The 20,571-nt window shown below is 41.1% G+C and carries 23 protein-coding genes; 12 read left to right on the top strand and 11 right to left on the bottom strand.

The window, feature by feature from the left end; genetic code table 11:
* Positions 1–196: 196 nt before the first annotated feature.
* The 3 genes from H5162_RS18195 to H5162_RS18185 form a co-directional block, all read right to left on the bottom strand.
* Positions 197–1,408: a TonB family protein gene (locus tag H5162_RS18195; protein ID WP_182779228.1), complete on the bottom strand. Its 1,212-nt coding sequence runs from the start codon at positions 1,406–1,408 to the stop codon at positions 197–199.
* Positions 1,409–1,417: 9 nt separating this feature from the next.
* Complete coding sequence (locus tag H5162_RS18190) at positions 1,418–1,792, bottom strand: BlaI/MecI/CopY family transcriptional regulator (RefSeq protein WP_182779226.1); 375 nt, start codon at positions 1,790–1,792, stop codon at positions 1,418–1,420.
* A gap of 81 nt (positions 1,793–1,873) precedes the next feature.
* Positions 1,874–2,566: a pseudouridine synthase gene (locus tag H5162_RS18185; protein WP_145239966.1), complete on the bottom strand. Its 693-nt coding sequence runs from the start codon at positions 2,564–2,566 to the stop codon at positions 1,874–1,876.
* Positions 2,567–2,651: 85 nt separating this feature from the next.
* Here H5162_RS18185 and H5162_RS18180 point away from each other — a divergent pair, with 85 nt between their 5' ends.
* Positions 2,652–2,957 (top strand): DUF6482 family protein, encoded by a 306-nt coding sequence (locus tag H5162_RS18180; RefSeq protein ID WP_182732290.1) that lies wholly within the window; start codon positions 2,652–2,654, stop codon positions 2,955–2,957.
* A 46-nt stretch (positions 2,958–3,003) separates the two neighbouring features.
* Positions 3,004–3,414: an N-acetyltransferase gene (locus tag H5162_RS18175; RefSeq protein ID WP_145239962.1), complete on the top strand. Its 411-nt coding sequence runs from the start codon at positions 3,004–3,006 to the stop codon at positions 3,412–3,414.
* Here the strand turns inward: H5162_RS18175 and H5162_RS18170 are convergent.
* The 8 genes from H5162_RS18170 to lptM all read right to left on the bottom strand — a co-directional run bounded on the left by H5162_RS18170 (position 3,407) and on the right by lptM (position 9,559).
* Positions 3,407–3,763: a HopJ type III effector protein gene (locus tag H5162_RS18170; RefSeq protein WP_145239960.1), complete on the bottom strand. Its 357-nt coding sequence runs from the start codon at positions 3,761–3,763 to the stop codon at positions 3,407–3,409. The genes H5162_RS18175 and H5162_RS18170 overlap by 8 nt on opposite strands.
* An 8-nt stretch (positions 3,764–3,771) precedes the next feature.
* Positions 3,772–4,884, bottom strand: a complete 1,113-nt coding sequence (locus tag H5162_RS18165) for a retroviral-like aspartic protease family protein (protein ID WP_145239958.1) — start codon at positions 4,882–4,884, stop codon at positions 3,772–3,774.
* A 17-nt stretch (positions 4,885–4,901) separates the two neighbouring features.
* The gene (locus tag H5162_RS18160; RefSeq protein ID WP_149982187.1) at positions 4,902–5,615 is read right to left on the bottom strand and encodes an HAD-IA family hydrolase; all 714 of its coding nucleotides are present in this window, start codon (positions 5,613–5,615) and stop codon (positions 4,902–4,904) included.
* Positions 5,616–5,627: 12 nt separating this feature from the next.
* Positions 5,628–6,593 (bottom strand): tyrosine recombinase XerC, encoded by a 966-nt coding sequence (locus H5162_RS18155; protein ID WP_149982186.1) that lies wholly within the window; start codon positions 6,591–6,593, stop codon positions 5,628–5,630.
* Positions 6,590–7,222, bottom strand: coding sequence for a DUF484 family protein (locus H5162_RS18150; protein WP_182779224.1), 633 nt, complete (start codon positions 7,220–7,222; stop codon positions 6,590–6,592). Before H5162_RS18150 ends, H5162_RS18155 begins: the two co-directional genes overlap by 4 nt.
* Positions 7,219–8,049 carry a diaminopimelate epimerase gene (dapF, locus tag H5162_RS18145; RefSeq protein ID WP_145239950.1) on the bottom strand — a complete coding sequence of 277 codons (831 nt, stop codon included), beginning with the start codon at positions 8,047–8,049 and terminating at the stop codon, positions 7,219–7,221. The genes H5162_RS18150 and dapF overlap by 4 nt, the downstream gene beginning before the upstream one ends.
* 62 nt (positions 8,050–8,111) lie before the next feature.
* Positions 8,112–9,365, bottom strand: coding sequence for a diaminopimelate decarboxylase (gene lysA / locus H5162_RS18140; RefSeq protein ID WP_149982184.1), 1,254 nt, complete (start codon positions 9,363–9,365; stop codon positions 8,112–8,114).
* Positions 9,365–9,559, bottom strand: a complete 195-nt coding sequence (gene lptM, locus H5162_RS18135) for an LPS translocon maturation chaperone LptM (RefSeq protein WP_149982183.1) — start codon at positions 9,557–9,559, stop codon at positions 9,365–9,367. Before lptM ends, lysA begins: the two co-directional genes overlap by 1 nt.
* A 148-nt stretch (positions 9,560–9,707) precedes the next feature.
* Here lptM and cyaY point away from each other — a divergent pair, with 148 nt between their 5' ends.
* From cyaY to H5162_RS18085, 10 genes are all read left to right on the top strand, one after another.
* Positions 9,708–10,031: an iron donor protein CyaY gene (gene cyaY / locus H5162_RS18130; RefSeq protein WP_145239944.1), complete on the top strand. Its 324-nt coding sequence runs from the start codon at positions 9,708–9,710 to the stop codon at positions 10,029–10,031.
* Entirely contained in the window at positions 10,028–10,684 is a 657-nt protein-coding gene (locus H5162_RS18125; protein ID WP_149982182.1) for an alpha/beta hydrolase, read from the top strand. Before cyaY ends, H5162_RS18125 begins: the two co-directional genes overlap by 4 nt.
* Before the next feature lie 25 nt (positions 10,685–10,709).
* Positions 10,710–11,612 carry a DUF2914 domain-containing protein gene (locus tag H5162_RS18120; protein ID WP_145239940.1) on the top strand — a complete coding sequence of 301 codons (903 nt, stop codon included), beginning with the start codon at positions 10,710–10,712 and terminating at the stop codon, positions 11,610–11,612.
* Between the two features lie 62 nt (positions 11,613–11,674).
* Complete coding sequence (gene hemC, locus H5162_RS18115) at positions 11,675–12,613, top strand: hydroxymethylbilane synthase (protein ID WP_149982317.1); 939 nt, start codon at positions 11,675–11,677, stop codon at positions 12,611–12,613.
* Entirely contained in the window at positions 12,614–14,479 is a 1,866-nt protein-coding gene (locus H5162_RS18110) for a uroporphyrinogen-III C-methyltransferase (protein WP_145239938.1), read from the top strand. It begins immediately after the preceding gene.
* On the top strand, positions 14,476–15,585 hold the full coding sequence (locus tag H5162_RS18105; RefSeq protein WP_182779222.1) for a heme biosynthesis HemY N-terminal domain-containing protein: 1,110 nt from the start codon (positions 14,476–14,478) through the stop codon (positions 15,583–15,585). The genes H5162_RS18110 and H5162_RS18105 overlap by 4 nt, the downstream gene beginning before the upstream one ends.
* A gap of 38 nt (positions 15,586–15,623) precedes the next feature.
* The gene (locus H5162_RS18100; RefSeq protein ID WP_182779220.1) at positions 15,624–18,317 is read left to right on the top strand and encodes a CHASE domain-containing protein; all 2,694 of its coding nucleotides are present in this window, start codon (positions 15,624–15,626) and stop codon (positions 18,315–18,317) included.
* A gap of 125 nt (positions 18,318–18,442) precedes the next feature.
* Positions 18,443–19,450 (top strand): adenosine deaminase, encoded by a 1,008-nt coding sequence (gene add / locus H5162_RS18095; protein WP_145239932.1) that lies wholly within the window; start codon positions 18,443–18,445, stop codon positions 19,448–19,450.
* A gap of 133 nt (positions 19,451–19,583) precedes the next feature.
* On the top strand, positions 19,584–19,979 hold the full coding sequence (locus H5162_RS18090) for an energy transducer TonB (protein ID WP_182779218.1): 396 nt from the start codon (positions 19,584–19,586) through the stop codon (positions 19,977–19,979).
* 5 nt (positions 19,980–19,984) lie between these two features.
* On the top strand, positions 19,985–20,548 hold the full coding sequence (locus H5162_RS18085) for a hypothetical protein (protein ID WP_182779216.1): 564 nt from the start codon (positions 19,985–19,987) through the stop codon (positions 20,546–20,548).
* Positions 20,549–20,571 lie beyond the last annotated feature (23 nt).

Raw genomic sequence — 20,571 nt, 5'->3', positions numbered from 1 at the left:
ATAAATACAGTGATAACAAGGCGTAAATTTTGACATGTAGTTGTTCTACTTGAAAAAATTATAACGCAGTTAGCGCTTTATTTAGCTCGCTAGAATGGTTAAATATTTAAGTCGATTGGTATAAGCTTTGTTTTTTAAAACGCTAAAGCAAGCGGCTTCAATAAGGCGCTTGCTTTAGGGTCTTGGTTGTTAAAATTTACTTAGCCGCAACAGTCACCTTTTCAATCAGTTCTTCTGATTTGTAATTACTGTCAATTGCAAAGTCTAACTGTACCAATACATCTTTAAAGCCTGAATTTGAAGGCTTATATTGCCATTGCATTAGCGCTTTTTTTGCCTCTTTATCGAATACTCTTTCAGGTTTGGCATTCACAACCGACACATTTTGTGTCTTTCCGGCTGGGCTAATATCGTATTTTAATACTACTGAACCGCTGATACCTTGTTCAGCTGCCTGTATCGGGTAAATAGGCTCAATACGCATGATGGGTGAAATAGCTTGCACCTTACTTATTGCTTCAGGTTGTTTTGCGATAGCAAAGCTGCTGATCATACCCGCTGCAAAAATAAGTAAAGCGCCTTTGGCAATAATTGAGCTATTGCCGGTGTGTTTGATTTGATTGAGTCGTTGTAACATCGTGTTTTTATCTCCATAGTGTGAGTAAGCTATTAACCCTGCACGGCTATTTGCTGCACAGTTGATCAGAGCTTTACTGTATAAAATGCGTTGTTGAGTAGTTTTATTTGTCAGTACTTTTTCGTCGCACGACAGCTCTTGCAAGCGTCTAAAGCTCATGTAGCCAAGCCAAGCCAGTGGATTAAACCAAATCAGCAATGTGGCCATTAATGCCAGCGCATTAAATAAATTATCGGCGCGTTTTATATGTACTTTTTCATGTTCAATGATCAGCGTTAACGCAGTGCTATCAATGTGTTGTGTATAGGCGGTTGGTAGGACTAGCTGATTACTGAATAGCCCTATAACCATTGGTGTACTAACGGCGCTACTTTGTAATAGTTGCATGTCGGGATGTGCGTCAATCAGCACTTTATCATCAAGATTGGTTAATCGTAATTGGTTGATAAACCGCAGGTGTACCACGATGGCAGTTAACGCCAGTATGCTAAATATAGCGCTATAAACTAGTACCCAACTAATACTAATCGTTGTTGAAAAACCTTGCTTGGGGCTGATCAGCATAGTGCTAATGACGTTGTTTGGCAGCGGCTTAAAATGCTCTGGCATATTTGCTAGCAGTAATGTGATTGGTAACATTAGCCATAACTTATAGACAAAGTTAGCATTGAGCCATTTTAGTGAATAGCGTTCTAAAACCAGCAAACTGAGTATCAGTAAGCTGATTAATAGTTGCTGCTCAAGAAGCCAGTTAAAGGTGTTTTCTAACATATTAAGCCCTTACTTTTGCTGTTTTTCCCAGTCATCAATCACCTTTTTAAGTTCGTTGATGTCTTGTTGAGAAAGTTGCTCAGATTTAGCAAAACCGCTGACTAACGGCGCGATACGGCCACTAAAAAAACGCTCAATAAAATTTTGACTTTCTTTTAGCGTGTATTCAGCGCGTTCCATGCAAGGAGTGTAAATATACTGGCGGCCATCTTTTTCAAAGCTGAGTGCGCCTTTTTTTACTAACCGACCGAGTAAGGTTTTAATGGTTTTTTCGTGCCATTGTTTATCATCGCTTAAACGCTCGATAATTTGGCTTGCTGTAGCAGGGGAGTTCAGCCAAAGTGCATCGAGCACTTCAAATTCTGCTTTTGATAATTCAATCATATATATATTGCCTACAGGTGTAATCTTTAACTTAAGATTACACCTGTAATCAAACTTTGCAACTATTTTATATAAAAATAATTAGTTTTTTAAAATGTCAGATTTATTTATTTTACGATAGGTATTTTCTGGCAGGCTTAGGGTGGCCAAATTAAGCTCGGCAATTTGTTCTCGGTAAAGATCAATCACTTTATAGCCACAGTAATGGGCCATTTTTCGGATTTGGCGATTCAGCCCTTGCTTTAAAATAATACTAAATTGGCAGTCGGCTACTTTCTCCACGGTACATGGCAGTGTGATATGTTTATCAACAGGCACACCATTTGCCATTTTTTGGCTAAAGCCATCATTAAGCGGTTTATCAACAGTGACTAAATAACGTTTTGGCTGGTGGAAGTCAGGATGGATCAGCTGATTACAAAATTCACCATCATTAGTCAGTATTAACAGACCACGAGAATCTTTATCTAGCCTGCCAATGGGGTATACGCGGGTGTCTGTTGGTAGATGGTGAATTAAGCTGCTAGGGTCATGTTGATTGAGTTTACAATCAATTCCTACCGGTTTGTGATAGGCATAATAAACGCGCGTTGCTTTACCTTGTACGCGCGTGTTATTGACGCGTATATCGTCGTTATCATCAACGTGATCAATATGATTGGCTGGGCGGTTATTTACGCTCACCACACCTTCATCAATCAGCCGCGAGGCTTGTTTACGAGAACAAACGCCAGCATGGGCAAGGTATTTAGCTAGACGAGTTTTCTCGCTCATAAATTAAGTCGCTTCGGTTTAAATTGATCAAAGTATATCAAAGCAACGTACAGATAACTTAATCCACTGTAAAAAGGGTTTCACCATGGCGATAAAATTATCAGAACTTAAAAACCATCAGCCTTTGCAAAAAGTTATTGTTCACTCATTGGAAATGGCTTTATACCAAGTGTCGGTGATGATCAACAATGTTGAGTATTATGTAACGGATGAGCAGGGGGAGTTTATTCGTGGCTTAAGCCCATTGCATATTCAAAAACGACTCGACCACCTTAGTTATGCGCAAATGGTATTGCGTCATACCAGCGCATACGATGAAATGTGTGGCCAGCCTGAAAAAGTGGGCAGTAATATGCTTGAGGTGCCTTACGGTAAAAATCATTTATATTAACTTGTTAGTCATTTAAACTGACCTTTTAACTTGGTAAAAAGCGACCATGTATCAGTTTGAAAATGATGATTCACAGGTATTAGAACAGTTATTGCGTGAGCAAATAGTTGCTTATAATCAAGCTCACTTTGATGCACAAAGACTGCCATTGGGGTGTAAATTTGTTGATGAAAATCAGCAAGTGGTGGCGGCTGTAGCTGCTCAATTATTTGGTAACTGGTTACAAATAAATTGGCTTTGGTGTGATGAAAAAGCACGCGGTCAAGGCCTAGCTAGTAAGTTACTTAGCGCGATCGAATTAAAGGGTAAGCAGTTAGGTGCGCTGCAAGTTCAGCTTGATACTTTAGATTTTCAAGCTAAACCATTTTATGAACATCGTGGTTATGAAGTTAAATATCAACTCGATAATTATCCTCGCTCTGGCACCCGCTACTTTATGGAAAAATCACTTAGTTAGCTGTTAATGGTTCGCCATCAAAAGTAATGCCCAAGAAGGGGGTTACTTCTGGTGCTAACATAAATGTGCGAATGTTCATGTGATCGTGCTCATTAGGATTGCCAAGTACATCATCACGATAAAACGCGCCAAAGCAATCTAGAGTATTTTGTTTACTTAGTTGGTTTAGTTTAGCAAAAGCAAAAATTTTACATGAGCCATTATTTTCACCAACGGCACTTTTTAAGCCGTGGTTATTGAATGCGCAGGCTGTAAAAGTATAGTTTGCTTCAATCACTGCCATCGTATCGGCAAATGCAATGGTGTGTGGCTCATTAGCCAGACGGCTTAAAAAATCGTTGAGTGTCATAGTCATCCTTATTTAGCTAACTCTAGCTGATTAGTTTGTTGATTAATATTAAATTTAAACAACTGTAAAAAATTCATGCCGAGTAATCCATACCCACTATGGTTATCAATTACTAACACTTCAAAGTTTTCAATATATTGCTGGCCAATTAAAATTGAATCAAGTTGGTAACGTTTTGCGATTACTTGGCCGTTGGCGGTATTGATGCTTAAGCTATCAATATAGTCGGGTATTGGCCGTAATGCTTGAAATACGTTATTTGGTAATACGGTAAAGCTTGCCCCGGTATCTATCATTAGTTGGGTGTTGAGCGCATCGTTGATTTGCATATCTAATAAATAGTGTGCGCCGTATGGACGTAATGGCACCAGATCAATACCGCTTTGCGCTTGTGCTATGCGTGTTTGTAATTCAGCAACTTTCGCTTGTAATGGATGCTCCAAAGGAAAGCGATCTAATGTTGCTTGCGCGCTTAGCAGGTCACCGAGATGGTAATACGCATTAGCGAGTGCGAATAAGTAATTAGGATTTTCGTTATCATAATCAAGCCACACTAAGGTTTGATTAATGGTTTTTTGCCACGCGTGCTGCTCTGTAAGCGTTTTTATTTGTGCCATGGTCAATTGTATTAAACGCATATTAATGGCTGCTTGCTGGCTTTCATTGGCAAGTGATTGCAATGATAATAACGCAACAATAGCTTGGTGTAGCTGCTGGTTTTTCACTAAACGTTCGGCATCAAGCTGTAACATATTTATATCGTATGGATAGCTATTTAAAAATAATTGCAAAAAAGTCTCAGCAACTGTGAGCTCATTATTTTTTAACCAGTTATCGAGTTTATCTAACCATAAAAAGTAAAGTTGTTCAGCTTGTAATGGCTGGCTTGTAGTTAATGCTTGGTAGCTGGCTAAGGCAGCCGTAAACTGTCGCTGATTAAATTGCTGTAGAGCTTGCTGATAGAGTGATTGCTGATTGTTTTCAACGATAACTGATGGCGACAATTTAACGGCTGCTTGTGGGGCTGTTGCTTGCTGTTGTGGCCACAATAAATAGCCATTAAGTGCCACTGATAGCAGTAGCAGCAGCGTGATAAATTTAGTAACAGCAGTCCCTTTCATTGCTCGCTCCTAGAATATTATGGCTGGCTTAAAAAGTGTTTAAGCGCTTGAATATCAGTTATTTCAATATCGGCTAAGCCTTTGTAGGCATATTTAGCTGGTTGGTCATTTAACCAAAGTGACTGACAACCCGCATTATGCGCACCTTGTACATCGGTGTCTAAACTATCACCAATGTGCAAAATGTGCTGGGTTGGGACGCCAAGCGCGGCGGCGGCCTGTTCAAACATCGTGGTATGAGGTTTAGCTTTACCGTGAATACCTGCTTGTAAAACCAGTTCAAATACACCATTTAAGTTAAAACGTTCAATTTCTACATTACCATTGGTAATAGCAATTAAGCGATAGCGTTTACTCAGTTGTGAAAGTAAATCGAGCACTTTATCATCCACCACAATTTGGCTGCGGGCATCAGCAAATGCTTGATAAGCATTATTAGCATGGTGTTCGAGCTCTGCGTTTTGATAACCGAGCTTTGCCAGTGCTGTACGCAGAGTGCTTTTGCGCCACTGCGTAACATTGTCGACTAACTCGGGGTTATCAAGTAGCGCCTGCTCACGGCATTGTTGCCAATAGTCTTTACCTTGTGCTTGCCAGTTTGGCAATGCATTTAGATAATTTATCTGTGCTTGAACGGCTGCTGTAATTATCGGATGGTTATTGTATAAGGTGTCGTCTAAGTCAAAACTCAATACGGTAAAAGGTGAAATGGCACGATTAAAGCGGATCATATAAGCTCCTTGCTAGTCGGTATTTGAACGTTTTTTAGCGCGAGGGTGCGTGTTGTCATACACTTTAGCTAAATGCTGAAAATCTAAATGGGTATACACTTGGGTGGCCGATAAACTGCTGTGACCCAATAACTCTTGTACTGCTCGCAAGTCACCCGATGATTCTAAAATATGTGATGCAAATGAATGGCGTAATTTATGTGGGTGTACTTGGCTGCTAATACCTTGTTTTATTCCCCACTCTTGCATGCGAAGTCGAACGTGACGTGCTGAAATACGGCACTTTTTGCTACTGACAAATACTGCAATTTCTTCTGGATGAGCAAATTGAGGGCGTAGTTTAAGCCATTTATTTAATGATTCTAGCGCTTTGCCTCCCACTGGTAACAGGCGTTCTTTGTTGCCCTTACCGCGGACTAATATTTCCCCCGCACTGCGATTTATATCTTGTATATTGGCACCAACTAACTCACTAATTCTTAAGCCAGATGAATACATCAGCTCCATCATCGCCTGATCGCGAACTGCAAGAGGATCATCATCGTGAATATCAAGTAACCGTGCCATTTGGTCTACATCAAGGTTTTTAGGCAGGGGTTTGGCAAACTTGGGGCCTTTGATTGCTTCTGCCGGATTATGATAATGGTTTTGTTGACTGTTATCTTTGGTCTTTAAAAACTTATACAAACTGCGAATGCAGCTGAGCTTTAAACTAATCGTACGGCCACTTAGTTGCTTGCTTCTAAGCTGCATGCTGTAACGGCGTATATGCTCACCCTGTACGCTTGACCAATCATTACACAGTTTGCTGAAATACAATGCAGCGAAGTTAAGTTGGCTGGTGTACTGGCTGATAGTGTGTGGTGAGTATTGTCTTTCGAAGCGCAGATAATCACTAAATAATAGGATTGGCGTGCGCCACTTATCGCTTAGTTTGTCACATAATTGCTCAACATTTGGCGGCTGCTGCTCGCTCATGCCTGCTCTAGTTCCAATTCCAACAGTCTAAGTTGCAGTGAGCGAACAAACTCAAGTACAAATAAACTATCTTTTGCCGGTTCGAAGTGGTTTGCATCATCACTGCCAAAGGCCAAAATAGCGATAGGGTGCTGACTGTTACCAATTAAATAGAGCGCAGTTGATTGTGTAGCAGGGCTGAACAGTAAATCTCGCTCTTGCTGATTTACGCGACCCAGATAAACGCCATTATGCTCTAAGCGGTGTTCAATTAGTTGCGCAAACTTTTTATCATACTTAAGCAAGTGGCATTCATTAATCGCCGGATTAGTACAAATAATATTGCGTAAGTTTATTGCTAAAGTTTTAAAGTCGTAGTTAGTCCAAAGCTGGCGATGACACTCGCTGAACAAGCTATAAATTAGCTCATTTTCTTTTGCGTGCTTAATTAAGCTGTCAATTTTGCTTTTCAACATGGTGTTGTGTTCACGCAATTGACGCTGTTGAATGTGCACTAATGAGGTTGCGCCTTGCGCTTGCTGCAGCTCAAGTTGGGCTAATAGTGCTGGATTTTGAGCTAAAAACAATGGGTTTTGTTGTAAAAACTCACTCACTTGCTCACTAGTTACTTTGTCGTTTGAGTTACTCATAAAGCGACCTGCCCATCAAATACATGCTCTGCAGGGCCGGTCATTCGCACTGGATGGCCTTCACCTTGCCAGCGAATTTGCAAACTACCGCCCGGTAAATCGACCTGTACTGTAGTGGATAATTTACTTTGAATTTGGCCAATTACCATTGCTGCACATGCGCCTGTACCGCAGGCGAGCGTTTCGTTAACGCCACGTTCCCAAACTCGCAATTTAATATGCTCAGAATTAATCACTTGCATAAAGCCCACGTTAACGCGCTGTGGAAAACGTTCATGATTTTCAAGTAGCGGGCCTAAAGTGCTGACGTCAGCTGTCTCTATATCATCAACTTCAAGTACACAATGTGGGTTACCCATTGATACTGCACCACTAAATACGGTGTGTTCTTCTGCTCGAATAATATAAGTCAGTTCACGCTTAGTCGCTTTGAGTGGAATTTTGCTCGGTTCGAAATTAGGGTGACCCATGTTGACGGTGACTTGGCCATCTTTTTCGATGTATAAGGTTAAATTACCTGATTTGGTAGATACGGTGACTTTATGTTTATTAGTAAGGCCTTTCATCCGTACAAAACGGGCAAAACACCGAGCACCATTGCCGCATTGTTCTACTTCGTTACCGTCAGCATTAAAAATACGATAATGGAAATCAAGATCGGGAGAATAAGGCGCTTCAACCATTAATAGTTGGTCAAAGCCGATGCCGAAATGGCGATCTGCCAGTTTTTTTATTTGGTCTCGTGACAAGAAAACGTTTTGTGTAATGTTATCAATTACAACAAAATCGTTGCCCAGGCCGTGCATTTTGGAAAAATTAACTAACATAGCGCTCTAATTCGGGTTGCTCTGCGCTAATCATGCCACAGAGCAGCCTCGTTACAAAAAGTTTATGGTAAAATTTTCTCGCCTTGCCATAGACTTTCCAGAGTTTCACGCGCGCGGATCAAATGACTCTGCTCGCCATCGACCATGATCTCTGCCACACGTGGCCGTGAGTTATAATTTGAGCTCATGGTAAAGCCGTAGGCACCAGCGCTGCGCTGGGCAAGTAAATCACCTTGTTGTAAGGCTAACAGGCGATCTTTACCTAAAAAGTCACCGGTTTCACACACCGGACCGACAATATCAAAGTTGTATGTGGGTGTGTCGTCATTACGAGGCGTTACCGGCACAATTTTTTGCCATGCTTGATATAAAGCAGGGCGCAACATATCGTTCATACCGGCATCAACGATTGCAAAAAACTTATCTTGGTTTTGTTTTATAAACTCAACTTTTGTAACCAAAATACCCGCATTGGCAGCAATCGCACGGCCCGGTTCAAAAATAAGCTCTAAGTGCTGATAATCAGTTAAACGATCGGTGATATGTGCCACATATTCACTTGGATGCGGTGGCGCTTCGCCATTGTATGGTACGCCTAAACCGCCGCCAATATCTAAATGGCTGAGTTCAATACCGTTGGCTTTTAAATCGTCAATTAGAGCCAGTACTTTGTCTAGTGCTTCGAGAAATGGTTTGATTTCAGTCAGCTGTGAGCCAATGTGACAATCAACCCCGGTGATTTTTAGGCCAGGCAATGACGCAGCATACTGATAAACACTTGTTGCAGTAAGAATATCTATACCGAATTTATTTTCTTTTAAACCCGTTGAAATATACGGATGGGTTTTCGCATCGATATCAGGGTTTACACGAATTGAAATTGGCGCGACTAAATTAAGTTCACTGGCAACGTGTGAAATACGATCTAGCTCTGAGACAGACTCAACATTAAAACATTTAATCCCGAGCTTGAGTGCGTAGGCAATCTCGTCTGCTGTTTTGGCAACCCCTGAAAAAACCACTTTACTAGCGTCGCCTCCGGCCGCAATGACGCGGGCAAGCTCACCTTTAGAAACAATATCAAAACCTGAGCCCAAGCGTGCCAGCACATTTAAAACAGCAATGTTTGAATTGGCTTTTACAGCATAGCAAACTAAGTTTTTATGATTGGTCGCGGCCTGTGCAAAGGCAAGGTAATGACGCTCAAAGGTTTTGCGAGAATATATATAACAAGGCGTACCGTATTGTGCGGCGAGCTCCTTGACAGCGATGTCTTCAGCATGCAGCTGATTATTTTTATAGTCAAAAAAGTCCATTATTGGTCCTGTTTCGATTCAGTTGTTGATGACTGTGTTTGCGTAACTGGAGTTGTTACTTGTTGTGGTTTATTTGGCTCGGCTTTATCTTCTGGCAAATATAGTGGCCCGCTTTGTCCGCAGCCAGCTAAAGTGATGAGTAGTACACCAAGTGGGGAAAGTCGTTTTAATTGTTTAAGATGCATCTCTTTCATTAGATTAATCGTGTTGCTGGCTTTATAATCGCAGATTAACAGAATATCTAAAAAATGCAGCTATTCGCGGATGAATTTATTCCTGTTACACTAGCTGCATGCAATTCGTACCGAATATCTGGCTAAATGCCCGTAAAAGGAAACAATAATGACTGATCATGAATACCACCAATTAGCCGAAGCTCTTATGTTTACCATTGAAGAACAAGTGGATGACTGTGAAGCTGACTTAGACTATGAATCTGCACAAGGTATTTTGGAGATTATTTTTGCTGACCGCAGTAAAATTGTGATTAATAAGCAAGCTCCTTTGCATCAAGTATGGGTGGCGACTAAGTTTAATGGTCACCATTTTGAATTGCGTGGCGATAAGTGGATTGATAATCGCTCGGGCGCAGAATTTTGGCAGTTTATGAATGAAGCAACAACGCGTCAAGCTGGCCAAACGGTAGAATGGCAATCAGCACTATGAGTTTAGAGTTTGTAGAATACGCGGCAAAAGGCCAGCATCAAGCAACGATTATTTGGTTACATGGTTTAGGCGATTCAGGCGATGGATTTTTACCTGTCGCATCGCAACTTGCATTGCCTGATGAATTAGGTGTGCGGTTTGTGTTCCCGCATGCTCCGGTACAACCGGTCACCATAAATGGTGGTATGGCAATGCGTTCTTGGTATGATATTAAATCTATGGATCTAGACAAGCGCGCTGATGAAACTGGGGTACGCGAATCAGCGGCGAAGGTTGAGCAGTTGATTGAGCAAGAGCTTGGTAAAGGTATTCCTGCAGATAAAATAATATTGGCTGGTTTTTCTCAAGGTGGCGTTATTGCGCTACATTTAGCACCGCGTTTAACTCAGAAACTGGCAGGTGTAATGGCGCTTTCGACTTATATGTGCGTGCCAGATAAGTTAACTGCTGAAGCTAAACATACAGATTTGTCGGTATTTATGGCTCATGGTAGCCAAGATCAAGTAGTACCTTATGATGCAGGACGTCATGCGTTTGACATACTTACAACGCATAACATGGATGTAAGTTGGCAAGATTACCCAATGGGCCATCAGCTCTGCGGGGAAGAACTAATGGCTATTCGCCACTGGTTGATCGCGCGCTTAAGTTAAATAGTGTTGAGTAGCCGAGGCTAAAATGAAACAAAAAATAGTGATCACTGCAAGTATGAGTCGAGAGGCTGCACCTATCGCGCCTGAGGTAACCTATCAATGGCATTGGCAGCGCATTGTTACCGTTACGCTACTTATGATATTTGCGTTAGTTATTTTTACTTATAGCCTGTTGAGCTCCGTAAATGCTGAGCAAAATGATCAACAACAACCCCTTGATAGCCCCGAGTCTGTTGCACAGACAAGCGAAGAAGACGCGCCTTTAGCATCTTCAACAACGGTAGCAGACAATACAGAGTTTGAGGTAGTCAGCGAAGCGTCGACACTCACTGATATTAATGCTGATGATGGTAATGATGCTAGTGTAGTGGATGATAAAAGTGAATCGCTAGAAATGGCGATGATAACTGATAGCCCAGAACAGCAAATTGTTGATAGTAATCAGCCCGAACAAAGCCAAGCACTTGCAGCTAATACTATTGTTGCTACAAATACCAATAATGAGCCAGTAGAAAGTGACGTTAGTGCGGAGCAACCAGATAGTTTTGCTACATCCGCACATATTGCCAGCGTTGCTCTTGGTGCAAAAATTGATACCGACAAAGTAAGCCGCGCAGTATTGACCCGTGAAGTGGTTGATCGTGAGCCCGTTAATGTTTTTAAAGCGGATGTGCGTTTAAATGAATTTACTGAAACAATGGCATTTTTTAGTGAGCTTAAAAATATGCAAGGGCAGACGGTCAAGCATGTTTGGCGCTATGAAAATGAAGTGCTAGCTAGTATTGAGCTTGGTGTAACGTCTCCTCGGTATCGCACTTACTCTAATAAAACTATTTTACCTGAACAAGTTGGCAACTGGCGTGTTGATGTTGTTGACGAACAGGGCCATTTATTGGCACAAAAAGAATTTCGCATTTTAGCTGAGTAAGTGTTTATTCACCTTTAGGCTCAGCAAAGAAAATTAATTGGACTCCTTTTATGACTGAAAACGTGACAAAAAAACCTCAACTTATTCGTATCGCTACGCGTAAAAGTGCATTAGCACTGTGGCAGGCTGAATTTGTAAAGGCACAGCTAGAGCATTTCCATGCCGGCATTACTGTTGAGCTAGTACCAATGTCGACACAAGGAGATATTATTCTTGATACACCACTTGCAAAAATCGGTGGCAAAGGACTATTTGTTAAAGAGCTTGAGCAGGCCATGTTAGATGGCCGTGCAGATATCGCTGTGCATTCAATGAAAGATGTACCTGTTGATTTTCCTGAAGGGTTAGCACTGCATACAATTTGTGAACGTGAAGATCCACGCGATGCATTTGTGTCAAATACCTTTGCCAACATTGCACAGCTACCACAAGGTGCTATTGTTGGTACATCGAGTTTGCGTCGTCAGTGTCAAATTCGTGAACTGCGTCCTGATTTAGAAATTCGTGATTTACGCGGTAACGTCAATACTCGCCTAGCTAAGCTTGATGATGGCCAATATGATGCGATTATTTTAGCTGCTGCTGGATTAATTCGTTTACAGATGCATGACCGTATTAAAGCATTTATTGAACCAGAAGAATCGTTACCAGCGAATGGTCAGGGCGCTGTAGGTATTGAATGCCGTATTGATGACGAGGTTACCCAAGCGTTACTTGCACCACTTGAGCATAACGAGACACGTATTCGTGTTAATGCCGAGCGTGCAATGAATCGCCGTTTAGAAGGTGGTTGCCAAGTACCAATTGGCGCTTATGCTTTAGTTGATGGCGAGCAAGTACATTTACGTGGTTTAGTGGGCGCAATTGATGGCAGCGAAATTTTACGCGCTGAGATCAGTGGTAAAGCAATTGATGCTGAACAGCTTGGTGTGCAACTGGCTGAACAGTTACTTGCTTTAGGCGCAGATAAAATTTTAGCTGAAGTATATAGAGACGCATAAATGTCACAGATCCTGATAACTCGCCCACATGGAAAAGGCGCCGACCTTGCAGAGCAACTGTCGCAAGGGGGTTATCAGGCGACTTTATTTCCGGTTTTGAAAATTGATTACTTAACCCCAGATAATACTCAACTGACCCCTTTACTGAATGCAGATAAAATTATTTTTATCTCCCAAGATGCTGTCAAAGCATTGTTGGCACTTAAACCCGATATCAATACTAAAGCGCAATTTTATGCCGTAGGTGAACAAACGGCAGAAGCCATTTGGCAGGCATTTGGCGTACGAGCAGCCGTGCCTAAACTGCATGATTCTGAAGGATTACTGGCTTTAAAATCATTACAGCAAGTTGATGGTCTAAATATAGTGTTGGTCAAAGGTAAAGATGGCCGAGCAACGATTGCAAAAAACTTAAAGCAACGTGGGGCATTTTTAAATAATTTAGTGGTTTATCAACGAGGCCCTGTAGAAGGTAATGCAACTGACTGGCTAGACCACTGGCAAAGCCTTGATGTTAAAGGTATAGTCATAACAAGTAATGCGGCAGTTGATGCGATTTTTCGTGAACTGGGCGCAAAACAATTAGAGTGGATCAGACAGTGCCAGTTTTATGTTGCCAGTGCTCGCATTAGTGAATACCTTGCGGCGCAACAGATTGACTCGGCAAATATACACATTGCTGCAGGTGCAAGCGATAGCGCTATGTTTACTTGTATTAGCGAAGGTAACATTATGAGTGAAGATACAAAGCCAACATCACAGCTTGCTGACCCTAAAGCAACGCCAAGCAGTTCAACCAAGGCGAGTGCTAAGGTTGCAGACTCTCCTTCGGCAACAAAAAAAGACTTTGCTATGAAACAAGAAACGAACCAAAACAACAAACAAAAAATAAGTAAAACTGGCAGCTTAGCATTACTTATCTCGTTGATTGTGGCCTCTGGTGTTGGTTTTCAGTTTTACCAAAAACTTCATACACAACAGCAAGCAAATTTGTTAGTTAATCAGTTATCAGCTGACAACCAATTACTCAGTAAAGAGCTGCAAGCAGTGAAAGTTGCGCAGCAAACCTTGCAACAAGCGCTGTTTAATAGTGAGCAAAAAGTTGCTGCTAGCTTAGCTGAAAATGCAGATAACACGGCAAAACAATTAGCAGCCGCCTTGCAGCGTGCAGAGCAACAAACATATAGTCTTAATCCACAAGAGGTGACTAGTTTGCAGCGTATGGCTGAGTTTAAACTGTGGGCTGAGCATGATTATAATGGAGCGGCGGCAGTATTAACTCGATTAGATACGTTATTAGCAGAGCATCCAGGAACTGGCGCTATTCGCCAAGCAATATATCAAGATTTGCAAGCGCTTAGCACTGTTGAGCCGGTTGCAATAGAAGCAATTTATTTAAAGCTGCACGGTGTACTTGGGCAAGTAGATAAGCTCGTTTTCAATGCGGTGGCATTACCACAAGAAGTAGATCAAAAAGAGCAACATGTATTGAGCGAAAACGTTAGTGATTGGCAGCAAAATTTAGCTAATTCGTGGCAGCAATTTAAAGATAACTTTATTAAAATTCGCCAACGTGAAGATATCGCTATTGAACCTTTATTGACAGAGTACGAGCGTCATTTGATCCAACAGCGATTAAGTTTATATTTATCGCAAGCTCAAGATGCGCTTTTGACTAAACAAGCCAGTATTTATTTTACTGCTCTGAGTCAAGCCGAAGTATTAGTAAAAGATTATTTCCAACATGATGAAGCACTAACTAAAAGTACGCTTAAAGCGCTGCAGGAGTTGAGCAAAGAGCAGTTAAACTTTAGTCCAGCTATCACTTTGCAAAGTACTGAGCAGATCAAGGAGTGGGCAAAATGATCCGCTTAATATTGGTTATTATAGCAGTTGCTGTATTACTTGCTTTATCGCCTATGTTAATAGGTGAAGTGGGTTATGTATTAATTTCGTTTAATCAAACTACTATTGAAGGGTCTATCGTCGCTTTTTGCGCGACCATTTTGGTTATCGCGCTGGGTTTGTATTTAACTTATAAGCTTATTCGTTATATTTTGTCTTTATACAGCAATACTCGCCATCGTTTTTTTGCCCGCAGTGAAGAGCGTAAACAAGCGGCGATTGAGCAAGGTGTATGGAGCTTAATTAATGGTGATAGCGAGCAGCTAGAACTGGCATTGGGAAACAATAGCGTGGCTGATAATTGGCAAGATGTGCGCTATGCGTTACTAGCTAAAGCGGCTTTACAAAATAATGACACAAGCAAAGCGATTGGATTACTTGAGAAAATATCGCCAGCAAACCAACTAAAAGCGGCTAAACTCTGGTTAGCCAGTGGTGATTGCAACACAGTAAGCAGTGAATTAAAAGCGTTAGCGGAAGCTAAAAAAGCCACCGCGCTGGAGCTGAAATTGTATGCCGAAGTACTTGTGCAACAGCAAAAATGGACTGCGCTTGAGCAGTTTATGCCGCGTTTACTAAGTAAAAAAGCGTTAACAGATAGCCAATGGTCGATATTATTAACCACCTACTTTATGGCACAGCCAGAATCGCAATTAACCGATAAGTATCAGCAACTATCTAAAAACGTAAAAGTAAAAGCGCATAGCTGTTACTTAGCTGCGATGGCAAAAGCTGGGCGTTTAAATGAGATTGAATTAAGTTTACTTAAAATGCTGAAAAAACCAGAGCAGCATATTGAGCTTGCACATATATTAAAAGTGTCCGCCCCTGGAGACGCATTAAAGTTACAGGCGAGTTTACAAGATACTTTAAAAAAAGAGCCGGATAATCAAGCATTGTTACTGGCACTTGCATGCTTAGCTAATGCTCATGGTGAGTATGAGCTTGCTGCTCGGGTGTTCGATAAAGCGTTAAACACAGAGAACAGCAAAGAATATTTAGTACAAGCACAGCTTAGTTATAGTAAAAGCGCACAACCACAAAAAGCACTCGACCTTTATTTGTAATTACAGTTAGTTGAGGCCTGAATAGGAGCGCCAGAGCATTGCAAAATATATTTACTCTGACGTTTGGTTTAACTTTTGCTTATTTTATTACTGGGTTTTTCAGTAATTCGCTGCTCGCTATTGATGGTTATGCAGTGGCTTCGTGGCCACCATCAGGCATTGCCCTTGCAGGGTTTTTATTGTGCGGGCGACGCGCCTTAGTTGGGGTTTTGCTCGGTGCTTTACTCACCAATATGATTCATCTCGATCGTGTTGCTGATATTCTGCATTGGCAGGTTTTCTTACAAGCTTTAGCTGTCTCTTTTGCAGCCGTTTTGCAGGCCTGGGTAGGCTGCTATTGCATCGTTAAAATAATTAAAGCTCCGCTAGACTTATCCTCTTTAAAACACAGTGTACAAAGCTTGATCATTGCAGGGCCTGCTTGCTGTGTGATTGCTGCAGCGATAGGCACTAGCTTATTGGTGTCCAATAATATAATACCGGTACATACCGCTTTTGATAACTTTGTGGCGTGGTGGATTGGCGACAGTATTGGGGTGTTAATTTTTACACCGTTAATATTGGCGGCTTTTAATTACGAGCAGATGCGTCATCGCTTACAAGTAATTTTACCTTCAATCCTTATTTATGTCGTTATAAGTATTAGCTTTTATGCTGCGGCAAGTGTGAAAAAAGACAAAGATATTCAAAAGCAAGAAGCAAAAGTAGCTGAAGTGCGGTTGGAAATAAATCATAAATTAGATGAGGTATCGGCGCATTTAGCTCTGCTTTCTACTTTTTTTGCCAGTAGTGATGAAGTCAGTTACGCTGAATTTAAGCGTTTTACTACAACTCAACTTGATTATAGCAATGAAGTACTTGCCCTAGAATGGGTGCCAAATGTACCGTTATCAACGGTTGCTCAATACCAACAACAAATTCGTCTAGAAGGCTTTAATGAATTTTATATAAAAGAGCAATCACCCGAGCAACAATGGCAGAGTGTGACGAAACGGGACAGTTATTACCCTGTACAGTATGTACATCCGATGTTGGGTAATGAAGAGGTAGTAGGTTTTGATTTAGCCTCAAATGCGCAAATCCGTAATGTGATGATGATGTCAAAAGCATTGAATGAGTTGATTATTAGCGAACCGATGAAGCTTGTACAAAGCAACAATGATGATACTGGGGTATTGTTTTTCTTTCCGGTTTTTGGTGACTTAGATATTCAAGGTGATTTTAGGGGCTTTGTGGTTGGCGTTATTAACTTAGCGCGCTTGGCTGATACTTTGCAGTTTAATCATCGTAGTCAAGTAAGTATGCACTTCTACGATGTGACTGATGCGCAGCAGCGGCAACTAATCTACCGTGCATCTCGCACCGATAGCAAACAGCTGAGTGAATACCAGTTAGTTATTGGGCAGCGAGTTTGGCAAGTTCAGCTATTTGAGCCAACAACACAAACGTCATGGATAATGTACTGGTTTGCACAAATATTAGGGATGTTATTTGTTTGGTTACTGATCACTTTTTTAATCTCAGTGACCGGCACCAATATTCAGGTGCGCGAGCAAGTTGCTCAACAAACACGAGTGTTGCGTCAAGAAAAACAAAAAGCAGATGAAGCAAGTCAAATCAAAAGTCAGTTTTTAGCGAATATGAGTCACGAAGTACGTACTCCGATCAATGGCATTAAAGGTCTGCATTATTTAGCGTTGCAGCAGCAAGATTGGCAACAAGCCCGCCATTATATTGAACAAGCTGATGGTGCGCTGAGTGTGTTGCTGCGAGTATTAAATGATGTACTCGATTTCTCTAAAATGGAAGCTGGCAAACTCGATTTAATACAAGAGCCTATCGAGCTAAATCAGCTTATTGATGAATTAGTTAATTTGGTGCAATTCGACGTTGATATTAAGTCGCTGAAATTAATATTAGAACTAGATAACAGCGCAGATCTACAGCTAGATAGCGACCCAATACGTTTAAAGCAGGTCTTGCTAAATTTATTAAATAATGCGATTAAGTTTACCGCTACAGGCACAATCACACTCAAAGTATGGCAGCAGCAAGACGTCACTTACTTTAGTGTCAGTGATACTGGTATTGGTATTAGCCAAGTAGCTCAACAGCAACTTTTTCAACCATTTGCACAAGCCGATAGCTCTACCTCGCGACAGTTCGGCGGTACAGGTTTGGGGTTAAGTATTTGCAAAAAGTTGGTTGAATTGATGGGAGGAAATATTAGTTTAGTAAGTGAGGAAGGACAAGGTTCAACTTTCACTTTTACCTTACCACGTATCTCGCCTCTCACTAAAGCCGAGCAATTAGAGCCTCTCTTTGCTGAGATTGACACGAGTACTTTATCGCTTGCTGAATTTAAGATCCTATTGGTGGAAGATAATCCGCTAAACCAACATGTTGCTACCGCTATATTAAAAACCAAAGGGTGTATTGCTGATGTTGCCAGTGACGGTTTTGAAGCCATTGAGAAGGTCTCTGAAACCCGTTATGATTTAGTGCTTATGGATATTCAAATGCCTAATATGGATGGTTTGCAAGCCACTAAAGTGATTCGTGATGAGCTATTTATACATCAGCTTCCTATTATTGCTCTGTCAGCAAATGCTCATGATGATGATGTTAAAAAAGCTCTCGCAGCTGGTATGGATGGCTATTTAACAAAACCAATCGATGCCGAAAAGCTATTTAAAACCATATGGCATTACCTACAACAGAGTACTGATTAATTTTTAGTACTTTTATCGAGCGGGGCTGACAAATGACCTCAATAATACAAACAAAATCATCTAAACTTGAATTACCGATTTAAGTGCGTATGATCCGCGCAAATTAACTGAACTGAGTGCTAATTATGATCAATAAAAAACTCCCTTTGCTAGATATCCATCGCCATTTAGATGGCAATGTCCGCGCGCAAACTATTCTTGATTTAGGTCGTCAGTTCAATATTAAGCTGCCTGCTGATAATGTTGCAGACTTAATACCGCATGTGCAAGTTATCGATCCTGAGCCTAACTTAATGGCCTTTTTACAAAAGCTTGACTGGGGCGTCACGGTATTGGGTGATTACGATGCGTGTCGGCGTATTGCCATCGAAAATATTGAAGATGCGCAAGCACAAGGTCTTGATTATGTAGAGCTGCGTTTTAGCCCTTACTACATGGCACAAAGCCAAGGCTTACATCCACAAGGTGTGGTTGAAGCTGTAGTTGATGGTATTAAAAGTGCGACTCAAAGTAGCACGGTTAAAGCTAATCTGATTGGTATATTATCACGTACTTATGGCACTAAAGTTTGCCAGCAAGAGTTAGATGCCTTACTCGCGTTTAAAAATGATTTAGTTGCAGTGGACTTAGCTGGTGATGAAATTGGCTTTCCGGGCGAGTTATTTGTCGATCACTTTAAGCAAGTACGTGATGCTTACCTTAGCGCAACGATTCACGCCGGTGAAGCTCTGGGAGCTGCCAGTATTTGGCAAGCAATCAATGAGCTAGGTGCTGAGCGTATTGGCCATGGTGTCAAAGCTATTGAAGATGCCAAGCTAATGGACTACCTACGTGATAAACGCATAGGTATTGAATCGTGCCTAACTAGTAACGTGCAAACCAGCACAGTAGCCAGTTTAGATATGCATCCACTGAAGCGCTTTTTAGATCATGGTATTTTAGCGTGTATTAATACCGATGATCCCGCAGTGGAAGGCATCGAAATTGAACATGAATACATGGTTGCAGGACCTGCTGCAGGCCTTACTCAGGCTGATATGGAAAAAGCCCAAGCCAATGCACTTGATATTGCATACTTGAGTGATGCTGAAAAACAAGCCTTACGAGATCTAAAAGCCTCGTCTACTTATTAATTTAAGTTTTATGATTGAAATGCGCTATCTAGCGCATTTTTGCAATATCAACAGGAAAGAAAAACATTTATTGCACTAGAAGAATGGCGCTTCTAAATAAAGTAAGGATGTAATTCCCTTAAAGGACCTGACTATGAAATTTTTCACGATATTTTTTACTCTTTCGATTTTAGCAAATAGTTATTTTGTAAAGGCTGAATCATTCATACCTGCGAAACTTATTAATAATCACAATACGCTAAATAAAACTCAAAGCGCCACTCGTTTAGAAGGCTGGGCTTACGTAAGTTATGTAATTGATATCGATGGTAAAGTGAGTGATATTGATATTATCGATATTTCTGATAAAGAATATTTTACTGCACGTACAAAAAAATACTTTGAAAAGCTCGAGTTTTCGCCAGCAACAGATGGGCAAGGCAGTATTGCGTCTGGGCAAACGCTGTTACGCCCGGTTTTTATACTCGTTACGAGCAAGCAAGTGAGCTGCTTTCTCAGCAGCGGTTCGCTGAAGTCGAAAAATTATTGACCGATATGTCATCAGATAATGCCAAAAACTTACAAGAGCAGGCTTTACTTTATTGGATTCAAGGTCGCTATTATTACGCGCAAAAAGAGTGGGATAACTACGGTCAAAGTATCGAAAGAGCAGGCTATCTTCATACAGACTTACCACCATCACTTGCCTCTAAAACACTACAAAATTTATATAGTTGGCACTTATATAAAAATCAGTTTTTTAATGCTGGGCAAGCTATTAAGGCAATGACTCAATTAGAGAATGTTGAAATTAGCGAACAAAGCATGGATTTTTTACAGCAGCCTATAAATGAGAGTCTATCAAGTGATAAAGAGTTTAAGTTACAACAAACAATGCTTAAAGGGCAAAGTTGGGTATATCAGCCTCTAAAACTCAATTTTACAATTTCAATGAATGCTGAGCAGATTGGTGAAATAGCGCTAAGATGCGCAAATAGAGTAAACGATTTGACGTTGAGTGACGTTGTTAAAGTGACGTTAGCACCATCAGATAAAAACTGCGCAGTATTAATAAAAGCCAAAGATGCGGCGGTTATAAATATTACGGAGCACCCCTAGCTTAATTAACGCACATTAAACAA

The sequence above is a fragment of the Pseudoalteromonas sp. SR41-8 genome (genome assembly GCF_014163915.1).
In the GTDB taxonomy this organism is placed as follows: Bacteria; Pseudomonadota; Gammaproteobacteria; order Enterobacterales; family Alteromonadaceae; genus Pseudoalteromonas; species Pseudoalteromonas rhizosphaerae.
This window is presented reverse-complemented; position numbering and strand designations above follow the sequence as displayed.

Excerpts from the sequence above, each read along its gene's own strand:
- dapF (WP_145239950.1), bottom strand. The coding sequence starts at position 8,049 with ATGTTAGTTAATTTTTCCAAAATGCACGGCCTGGGCAACGATTTTGTT.
- H5162_RS18120 (WP_145239940.1), top strand. The coding sequence starts at position 10,710 with ATGAAACAAAAAATAGTGATCACTGCAAGTATGAGTCGAGAGGCTGCA.
- H5162_RS18185 (WP_145239966.1), bottom strand. The coding sequence starts at position 2,566 with ATGAGCGAGAAAACTCGTCTAGCTAAATACCTTGCCCATGCTGGCGTT.
- H5162_RS18175 (WP_145239962.1), top strand. The coding sequence starts at position 3,004 with ATGTATCAGTTTGAAAATGATGATTCACAGGTATTAGAACAGTTATTG.
- H5162_RS18150 (WP_182779224.1), bottom strand. The coding sequence starts at position 7,222 with ATGAGTAACTCAAACGACAAAGTAACTAGTGAGCAAGTGAGTGAGTTT.
- H5162_RS18105 (WP_182779222.1), top strand. The coding sequence starts at position 14,476 with ATGATCCGCTTAATATTGGTTATTATAGCAGTTGCTGTATTACTTGCT.
- H5162_RS18180 (WP_182732290.1), top strand. The coding sequence starts at position 2,652 with ATGGCGATAAAATTATCAGAACTTAAAAACCATCAGCCTTTGCAAAAA.
- H5162_RS18160 (WP_149982187.1), bottom strand. The coding sequence starts at position 5,615 with ATGATCCGCTTTAATCGTGCCATTTCACCTTTTACCGTATTGAGTTTT.
- H5162_RS18155 (WP_149982186.1), bottom strand. The coding sequence starts at position 6,593 with ATGAGCGAGCAGCAGCCGCCAAATGTTGAGCAATTATGTGACAAACTA.
- H5162_RS18085 (WP_182779216.1), top strand. The coding sequence starts at position 19,985 with ATGTCATCAGATAATGCCAAAAACTTACAAGAGCAGGCTTTACTTTAT.
- H5162_RS18110 (WP_145239938.1), top strand. The coding sequence starts at position 12,614 with ATGTCACAGATCCTGATAACTCGCCCACATGGAAAAGGCGCCGACCTT.
- cyaY (WP_145239944.1), top strand. The coding sequence starts at position 9,708 with ATGACTGATCATGAATACCACCAATTAGCCGAAGCTCTTATGTTTACC.
- lysA (WP_149982184.1), bottom strand. The coding sequence starts at position 9,365 with ATGGACTTTTTTGACTATAAAAATAATCAGCTGCATGCTGAAGACATC.
- lptM (WP_149982183.1), bottom strand. The coding sequence starts at position 9,559 with ATGAAAGAGATGCATCTTAAACAATTAAAACGACTTTCCCCACTTGGT.
- H5162_RS18195 (WP_182779228.1), bottom strand. The coding sequence starts at position 1,408 with ATGTTAGAAAACACCTTTAACTGGCTTCTTGAGCAGCAACTATTAATC.
- H5162_RS18090 (WP_182779218.1), top strand. The coding sequence starts at position 19,584 with ATGAAATTTTTCACGATATTTTTTACTCTTTCGATTTTAGCAAATAGT.
- H5162_RS18170 (WP_145239960.1), bottom strand. The coding sequence starts at position 3,763 with ATGACACTCAACGATTTTTTAAGCCGTCTGGCTAATGAGCCACACACC.
- H5162_RS18190 (WP_182779226.1), bottom strand. The coding sequence starts at position 1,792 with ATGATTGAATTATCAAAAGCAGAATTTGAAGTGCTCGATGCACTTTGG.
- H5162_RS18125 (WP_149982182.1), top strand. The coding sequence starts at position 10,028 with ATGAGTTTAGAGTTTGTAGAATACGCGGCAAAAGGCCAGCATCAAGCA.
- add (WP_145239932.1), top strand. The coding sequence starts at position 18,443 with ATGATCAATAAAAAACTCCCTTTGCTAGATATCCATCGCCATTTAGAT.
- H5162_RS18165 (WP_145239958.1), bottom strand. The coding sequence starts at position 4,884 with ATGAAAGGGACTGCTGTTACTAAATTTATCACGCTGCTGCTACTGCTA.